The 7,511-nt window shown below is 73.7% G+C and carries 8 protein-coding genes; 2 read left to right on the top strand and 6 right to left on the bottom strand.

All coding sequences use genetic code 11. The features are described 5' to 3' along the window. Positions 1-152 precede the first annotated feature (152 nt). Positions 153-710, top strand: a complete 558-nt coding sequence (locus tag NR073_RS09305; protein WP_069942043.1) for an SRPBCC family protein — start codon at positions 153-155, stop codon at positions 708-710. A gap of 150 nt (positions 711-860) precedes the next feature. Here NR073_RS09305 and NR073_RS09300 read toward each other — a convergent pair whose 3' ends face one another. Beyond that, complete coding sequence (locus NR073_RS09300) at positions 861-1,178, bottom strand: putative quinol monooxygenase (protein WP_036316747.1); 318 nt, start codon at positions 1,176-1,178, stop codon at positions 861-863. Further along, the gene (locus NR073_RS09295; RefSeq protein WP_256748767.1) at positions 1,175-1,615 is read right to left on the bottom strand and encodes a hotdog fold thioesterase; all 441 of its coding nucleotides are present in this window, start codon (positions 1,613-1,615) and stop codon (positions 1,175-1,177) included. The genes NR073_RS09300 and NR073_RS09295 overlap by 4 nt, the downstream gene beginning before the upstream one ends. A gap of 48 nt (positions 1,616-1,663) precedes the next feature. On the opposite strand from NR073_RS09295, the gene NR073_RS09290 reads away from it, so the two are divergent. Then, positions 1,664-2,566, top strand: a complete 903-nt coding sequence (locus NR073_RS09290) for an alpha/beta fold hydrolase (protein WP_145950798.1) — start codon at positions 1,664-1,666, stop codon at positions 2,564-2,566. Positions 2,567-2,720: 154 nt separating this feature from the next. On the opposite strand, the gene adhP is transcribed toward NR073_RS09290, so the two are convergent. The 4 genes from adhP to NR073_RS09270 all read right to left on the bottom strand — a co-directional run bounded on the left by adhP (position 2,721) and on the right by NR073_RS09270 (position 7,355). Then, positions 2,721-3,752 (bottom strand): alcohol dehydrogenase AdhP, encoded by a 1,032-nt coding sequence (gene adhP / locus NR073_RS09285; RefSeq protein ID WP_122054738.1) that lies wholly within the window; start codon positions 3,750-3,752, stop codon positions 2,721-2,723. Positions 3,753-3,806: 54 nt separating this feature from the next. Next, a complete protein-coding gene (locus tag NR073_RS09280; RefSeq protein WP_036316755.1) occupies positions 3,807-5,330 on the bottom strand; it encodes an aldehyde dehydrogenase family protein in 1,524 nt (507 codons plus the stop codon). Between the two features lie 121 nt (positions 5,331-5,451). Continuing rightward, the gene (locus tag NR073_RS09275) at positions 5,452-6,921 is read right to left on the bottom strand and encodes a GAF domain-containing protein (RefSeq protein ID WP_256748766.1); all 1,470 of its coding nucleotides are present in this window, start codon (positions 6,919-6,921) and stop codon (positions 5,452-5,454) included. Further along, the gene (locus NR073_RS09270) at positions 6,918-7,355 is read right to left on the bottom strand and encodes a DUF779 domain-containing protein (protein WP_036339549.1); all 438 of its coding nucleotides are present in this window, start codon (positions 7,353-7,355) and stop codon (positions 6,918-6,920) included. The genes NR073_RS09275 and NR073_RS09270 overlap by 4 nt, the downstream gene beginning before the upstream one ends. Between the last annotated feature and the right edge of the window lie 156 nt (positions 7,356-7,511).

The following is a 7,511-nucleotide window of genomic DNA, read 5'->3' as shown; positions in this document are numbered from 1 at the left end:
CATGTCCCCAGGGTCTCAGCTGACTCGTGCATCTATTCTCAGACACGCCCTAGGCCCGGGGCGGGCCCCCGGCAAGAGTGCTGTGGTGTCCCGCCGAGGGGGTGCCGTCGCCTCCACTTCCGGTGTCCGCGGCGGTTCCTAGACTGGGCGGCATGAACACCGAGCCGACCCCCTCGTCCGCCACCCCCGAGACCGAGTCCGCCGCCGCGCCGTCGTCGTCCGGGCTGCCGCAGGCCGCCCCGCAGGCGGCGTGGCCCGAGCGCGTGGAGACCGGCGAGCACCAGGTGTCCTACCGGGCCACCGTGGCCGCGCCGGCGCACGAGCTGTGGGCGATGCTCGCGGACCCGCACCGCCATCACGAGGCGGACGGGTCCGGGACCGTGCGGCCGAAGGTGAGCGGGCCGCACCGGCTGGCCGTGGGCGACCGGTTCCGCGTGGCCATGCGGAAGTACGGGGTGCCGTACACGATGACGCTGACCGCCACCGCCGTGGACGAGGACGAGCTCGTGGAGTGGGCCCACCCGGGCGGACACCGGTGGCGCTGGGCGTTCCGGGACAACGGGGACGGCACCACCGAGGTCACCGAGACCTTCGACTACTCGTGGGCCCGGCCGGCCGTGCGCCGCGCGTACGAGCTGCTGCGGGTGCCGGCGGACAACGGGCGGGGCATCCAGTCGAGCCTCACGCGGTTGGCCGGCCGTCACCTCTGAACCGACCGCGTCTCAGTCGGCACTTTCGTTCGGGAAACGGCGGCGTGTCGGGCACTTTCGTTCGGGAAACGGTCGGCCCTCGCGCCGTTTCTCGAACGAAAACGCGCCGGGGACCGCCGTTTCCCGAACGAAAGCGGGGGGGTGCGGGGGTCAGACGGCGGACCAGTGGGTCGCGGCCGGCAGCTGCGCCAGGTGCGGGGTGACGAGCGCACGCCACGCGAGGAACGAGTCGGACTCGCGGAAGGCCACGGTGTGGTCCTCGAGCGTGCGCCAGCCGATCAGCAGCCGGTAGCGCGCCGGGTCCTCCACCTGCCGGGACAGCGCGAAGGACGTCGCGCCCCCGTCCCGGAACAGCGGCTCGGCCTCGGCGACGGCGGCCTCGAACGCCGCCTCCGCCCCCGCCGCCACGTGCAGCTCCACCGACTCGATGACCGGACCGGCCGTCGTCGCGCCCTGCCCGGCGCTCACGCGCGCGCCCGCGGGCTCGTGGAGTGGCCGGTGAACCAGGCTGCGAGCTGGCCGTCCGCCTCGATGCCGACCTCGATCATGCGGTCGCGACCGAACTCCACCGACTGGCGGGCGGTCGCCACGAGGTGCGCGCCGAGCCTGGCGGGCGCCACGTAGGTGATCTCGGCGCGCCGGGTGACGGGGGCGGCGCCGAAGGTCGCCACGCAGTACGCCAGCGCCGAGTCCGCGAGGTGGAACAGGAAGCCGCCGTGGCAGATCTCGTGGGAGTTCACCATGTCCGCGGTGACGTCGCGGTGCAGCACCACGCGGCCCTCGGCCACCTCGCCGAGGGTGACGCCGTGCTCGCGCACCGCGGGGTCGTTCGCGTAGATCTCCTCGAGGCGGGCGAGGATCTCGTCCCGGCTCTGGCCGGACGAGCTCTGGGGGGTCTCAGTCATGGGCCCATTGTGTCGCAGGTCGCGCCGCCCCGCGCCTAGGGTGGCGGCGTGACGCAGACCACCTCCACCCCCGCGCGCCTCCGCGCCCGCGACGGCTTCGTGCTCGCGGCCCGCCACTTCGCCCCCACGACGGCGCCCCAGGCCCGGCCCGCCGGCGCGGTGGTGATCGCCCCCGCGACCGGGGTGAAGGCCACGTACTACCGGCGCTACGCCGAGTTCCTCGCCGGCCACGGGTTCCACGCGGTCACGTTCGACTACCGGGGTGTCGGGGAGTCCCGCGAGCCGTTCGCCGTGGCCCGGCAGGCGCGGTGGGCGGACTGGGGCGCCCTCGACGCGGACGCCGTGCTCGGCTGGGCCCGGACGCACCTGCCCGGCCCCCTCCTGACGGTGGGCCACAGCTACGGCGGGTTCGGCATCGGGCTCGCGGACGAGGCGCGTCACGTGGCCCGCCATGTGGCCGTCGGCGGTCAGCACGCCCACTGGCGGGACTACCGGGCGCGGCCGGGGCGCGTGCGGATGTGGGCGCGGTGGCACGCGGCGATGCCGGCGATCACGCTGGCCCGCGGTCACTTCCCGGGGCGGCGGCTCGGCTGGCTCGAGGACCTGCCGCGCGGGGTCGCCCTGGACTGGGCGCGCAGCCGCCGCGACTTCACCGCGAGCGCCCGCACCGCCGCCGGCCGGGACGAGCTGCGCCGTCGTCTGGCCGCGTTCACGGCGGACGCGCTGATCGTGGCGCCCGTCGACGACGACTTCGGCACCGACGCCGCCCTCGACCGCGCGGACGCCTACTCGCCGGGCCGGCGGACGGTGCGCTGGCGGGTGCGGCCGGAGGAGCTCGGTGTCACGGAGATCGGGCACTTCGGACTGCTCCACGCGCGGTTCGCGCCGACCTTCTGGCCGGCCACGCTGGAGTGGCTGCGCGACGGGGTCGCCCCGGACGCGGCCCGCTGAGGCTCGGGCGTCGGGCGCGCTGCGGCCCGCCCCGTCCCCGCGACGACGACGGCGGCCGCCCCGGCCCGGATCTCCGGGTGGGACGACCGCCGTCGCACTGGTGCGCGTGATGTGCCGATACTACCCCGCGCCCAGCCGACGCCCAGGCGACACGTCAGTCCTGCATCGCGTAGTCGATCACGACGCGGCCCTCGATCTTGCCGTGGCGCATCTCGTCGAACACGTCGTTGATCTCGGTGAGCGGACGGGTGTGGAACGTCGGGTGGATCTTCCCGGCCGCGTAGAACTCGAGTGCCTCGACCATGTCCTGCCGGGTGCCCACGATCGAACCGCGGATGGTCAGGCCCTTGAGGACGATGTCGAAGATCGGCGCGGGGAAGTCGCCCGGGGGCAGGCCGTTGAACACGATGGTGCCGCCGCGGCGGGTCATCGCGATGGCCTGGCCGAACGCCTGGGGGTGCACGGCCGTGACGAGCACACCGTGGGCGCCGCCGATCTTCTCCTGGATCTCCACGGAGGGGTCCGCGACGTTCGCGTTCACGGTCAGCTCCGCGCCGTGCCGAGAGGCGAGCGCCAGCTTGTCGTCCGCGACGTCCACGGCCACCACGCGCATGCCCATCGCCACGGCGTACTGCACCGCGATGTGCCCCAGGCCGCCGATGCCGGAGATCACGACCCACTGCCCGGGCCGCACCTCGGTCTGCTTCAGCCCCTTGTACACCGTGACGCCGGCGCACAGGATCGGGCCGACCTCCATCGGGTCCGCGCCCTCGGGGATCACGGGCGCGTAGCGGGCATCCACGAGCATGTACTCACCGAACGAACCGTCCACGGAGTAGCCGCCGTTGACCTGCTCCTCGCACAGGGTCTCCCACCCGGTGCGGCAGTACTGGCAGTGGCCGCACGCTCGCCACAGCCACGCGTTGCCGACCATGTCCCCGACCTTGAGGTTCTCGACGTCGGGTCCGACCTCCTCGACGATGCCCACGCCCTCGTGGCCCGGGATGAACGGCGGGGTCGGCTTCACCGGCCAGTCGCCCTCCATCGCGTGCAGGTCCGTGTGACAGACGCCCGAGGAGATGAGCTTCACGAGCGCTTGGTGCTGGCCGGGCGTCGGGCGCTCGACCTCCGTGACGTCGGCCTCTGTGCCGAACTGGGTGACGACGGCTGCCTTCATCGTGGTCATGGGGATCACCTTTCGTGGAGTGGGGAGGGGGGGTCGTGCGGTGCCGGCGTCGGCTCAGAAGAACCCGAGCTTGTCCTCGGAGTAGGAGACGAGCAGGTTCTTGGTCTGCTGGTAGTGGTCGAGCATCATCAGGTGGTTCTCGCGGCCGATGCCGGAGGACTTGTACCCGCCGAACGCGGCGTGGGCCGGGTAGGCGTGGTAGTTGTTCACCCACACGCGGCCGGCCTGGATCGCCCGGCCCGCGCGGTAGGCGGTGTTGCCGTTCCGGGACCACACGCCGGCGCCGAGCCCGTAGAGCGTGTCGTTGGCGATCCGCATGGCGTCGTCGAAGTCGGTGAACGTGGTCGTCGAGACCACCGGCCCGAAGATCTCCTCCTGGAAGATGCGCATCGAGTTGTCCCCGCGGAAGATCGTGGGCTGCACGTAGTAGCCGCCGGCCAGTTCGCCCTCCATCTCGGCGCGGGCGCCACCGATCAGCACCTCGGCGCCCTCCTGACGGCCGATGTCCAGGTAGGACGTGATCTTCTCGAGCTGGTCGTTGGAGGCCTGGGCGCCCATCATCACGTCCGTGTCGAGGGGGTTGCCGGTCACGATGCGCGAGGTCCGCTCCACGACGGCGTCGAGGAACTTCTCCGCGATCGACTCCTGCACGAGCGCCCGCGACGGGCACGTGCAGACCTCGCCCTGGTTCAGCGCGAACAGGGTGAAGCCCTCCTGCGCCTTGTCCCAGTAGGCGTCGTCGGCCGCCATGACGTCCTCGAAGAAGACGTTGGGCGACTTGCCGCCCAGCTCCAGGGTCACCGGGATGATGTTCTCCGAGGCGTACTGCATGATCAGCCGGCCCGTCGTCGTCTCACCCGTGAACGCGATCTTGCGGATGCGCGGCGACTGCGCGAGCGGCTTGCCGGCCTCGAGGCCGAAGCCGTTGACCACGTTGACGACGCCGGCCGGCAGCAGGTCCGCGATCAGCTCGATGAACACCATGACCGAGGCCGGCGTCTGCTCGGCGGGCTTGATCACGACGGCGTTGCCCGCGGCCAGCGCGGGCGCCAGCTTCCACACCCCCATCAGCAGCGGGAAGTTCCACGGGATGATCTGGCCGACCACGCCGAGCGGCTCGTGGAAGTGGTAGGCGACGGTGTCCTCGTCCACCTGGGACAGGCCGCCCTCCTGCGCGCGGATCGCGCCGGCGAAGTACCGGAAGTGGTCGATGGCCAGCGGCAGGTCCGCGTTGAGGGTCTCCCGGACGGCCTTGCCGTTGTCCCAGGTCTCCGCGACCGCCAGCATCTCGAGGTTCTCCTCCATGCGGTCCGCGATGCGGTGCAGCACGAGCGCACGCTCGGCCGCCGAGGTGGCGCCCCAGGCCGGGGCGGCCTTCCAGGCGGCGTCGAGGGCGACGTCGATGTCCTCGGCCGTGCCGCGGGCGACCTCGCAGAACACCTTGCCCGTCACGGGCGTGACGTTCTCGAAGTACTGGCCCTTGACCGGGGGTGTCCACTCTCCTCCGATGAAGTGCTCGTAGCGGGACTTGAACTCGACCTTGGCGCCCTCGGTGCCGGGGAATGCGTAGACGGTCATGGTGCTGGCTCCTTTGCCTGCGGTTGCCTCGGCGCCGGTGGCGCCCTGCCGTGGCTGTGACCCTAGTCACAAGGAGGTTGCACGGAGGTTGCAGCCGGGCGCGGGTGAGGGGCGGGCCGGGTCAGGCCAGGTCCCGCTCGATCCGCTCGAGCGTGGCCACGGCGAGCGCCCGCCGCGGCGAGTCCGCCGGCAGCAGACGCAGGGCGGCGCCCCAGAGCTCGACGTCGTCGCGGGCCTCGGGGCGGCCCAGGTAGGCCCAGAGCTGTTCGACATCCGCGTCCTGGGCGACGGCCTCGCGCAGCGCCTCCCCCAGCTCCGCGCGGATCGAGGCGACACCGGGGGACGCCGACCGCGGCAGCACCGGCCCGGCCGCCGCGTGCAGCGCACGGTCCAGATCCCCGGCGCGCAGCGCCTCCCGCGCGCACAGCAGGTCCGCGTGCACCTCCCCCACGAGCCGGTACGGCCGGGACAGCAGTGCCACCGGCGCCCCCACGTCCCGCAGCGCCCGGCGGAGTCGATGCACCTCGGCGCGCAGCGAGATGGCGCGGGCGGGGGAATCGCCCGGCGCGGGCCGGGGCCCGGCGGTCTCCTCCGGATACAGCGCGACCTCGAGCTCGGCGCCGGTCAGGCCCGGGCCGTGCCACGCGAGGAGGGTGAGGATCTCGGCGTGCCGGCCGGTGAGCTCGACCCCGTCCAGCGTGGGCGGCAGGTGGCCGGTGACGCGCAACAGGCCCGCGGCGGCGTCGTGGCGGTGCGGCGCGGCGGCGGGGCTCGGCCCCGGCGAGGCGGACGGCGGAGCCGAGGGGCCCGGCGTCGGGGCGGTGCCGCGGGGACGGCCCCGGGACGGGGCGGGCAGGTCCCGCCAGGCGGCGTGCACGGCGTCCACGGTGGCCTGGAGCAGCGGCAGGGCGAGGTGGCTGACGGCGTCCTCCCCGCCCGTGAGGTCCAGGACCCCGACGAGCCGCCCGGTGGCCGGGTCCGTGAGCGGGACGGCCGAACAGCTCCACGGGTGCACGCGCGGGCTCAGGTGCTCGCCGCGGCTGACCTGCGTGGGGGCGCCGGTCGCGAGGACGATGCCGGGGGCGGAGGTGCCCATGGACGCCTCGGACCAGTCGGCGCCCGCCACGAAGCCCATGGTCTCGGCGTGGCGCACCGCGGTCCGGTCGCCCTCGACCCACAGCAGGTGGCCGCGCGCGTTGCCGATCGCGGCGAGCATCCCGGCCTCGGCCGCGGGCTGGATGAGCATGCGGCGGACCACCGGCAGGGCCACGGCGAGACGCTGCTCGCGGCGGGCGGCGGCGAGGTCGTCGTCGGCGAGGGTGGCCGGGTCGGTCTGGCCGGGCACCGCGGGCGCGGCCGCGGAAGCTCCTGCGTCGAGGGCCGACCCCGCCGGGGTGAGGGCGCCGAGGGAGCGCAGCCAGGACTCGCGGACCTCCCGCCGCAGCCCCTGGAGGGCGGCGCGCAGGCCCTGGTCCGCGCCGGTCGGAGCGGTGGACGACGACGGCGCGAGCGACAGGCGGACCGAGTCGAGGGACTCGTGGGCCCGGTCCACGGCGCGTCGGTAGGCGCCGGTGGCGAGGGTCGAGCTCATCCCGAGCCGGCCATCAACCGCGAACGGATCAGGAACCGCTTGCCTTCGGGCACCTCGACGGAGAAGCCGGAGCCGCGCCCGTCCACCACGTCCAGGGTGAGGTGGGTGTGCTTCCAGTACTCGAACTGGGCGGCGGACATCCAGAACGGGATCTCCACGGCGGCCTGGTCCCCCTCGGCCGGCAGGGCGAAGGTGCCCAGCAGGACGTCGGCGGCGCCGGTCGTGAAGTCGCCGGCGGGATAGCACATGGGCGCGGAGCCGTCGCAGCAGCCGCCGGACTGGTGGAACATGAGCGGGCCATGGATCGGGAGGAGTCGGCGGATCAGCTCGAGCGCCGCGGGCGTCATGGCGACGCGGGACACGGTCTCGCCCGGCATCTCGGGGCGAGCCTCGAGCGCGGGCGCATGCTCCGCCGACGAGGACGGCACGGTCATCGCGGCCTCCTGGGGATGGGCGATCGTCGGTCCCCCCACCCTAGCCTGCAACGTGATCCACGTCACCCCACCTGGCGTCATGGGAGCGCCCCGGAGGGTGCACCGAGTGCTGTGCCGTGGGCTGGGTCGCGCGCAGGGCCAGGTGCTTCGCCGCGA

The organism is Micrococcus sp. Mcc28 (assembly GCF_024519775.1).
Lineage (GTDB): Bacteria > Actinomycetota > Actinomycetes > Actinomycetales > Micrococcaceae > Micrococcus > Micrococcus luteus.
The sequence above is the reverse complement of the archived record's forward strand: the minus strand, read 5'-3'. Positions and strand labels throughout refer to the sequence as shown.

Coding starts and splice junctions, on each gene's coding strand:
- NR073_RS09305 (WP_069942043.1), top strand. CDS start 153: ATGAACACCGAGCCGACCCCCTCGTCCGCCACCCCCGAGACCGAGTCC.
- NR073_RS09295 (WP_256748767.1), bottom strand. CDS start 1,615: ATGACTGAGACCCCCCAGAGCTCGTCCGGCCAGAGCCGGGACGAGATC.
- adhP (WP_122054738.1), bottom strand. CDS start 3,752: ATGACCACGATGAAGGCAGCCGTCGTCACCCAGTTCGGCACAGAGGCC.
- NR073_RS09280 (WP_036316755.1), bottom strand. CDS start 5,330: ATGACCGTCTACGCATTCCCCGGCACCGAGGGCGCCAAGGTCGAGTTC.
- NR073_RS09275 (WP_256748766.1), bottom strand. CDS start 6,921: ATGAGCTCGACCCTCGCCACCGGCGCCTACCGACGCGCCGTGGACCGG.
- NR073_RS09270 (WP_036339549.1), bottom strand. CDS start 7,355: ATGACCGTGCCGTCCTCGTCGGCGGAGCATGCGCCCGCGCTCGAGGCT.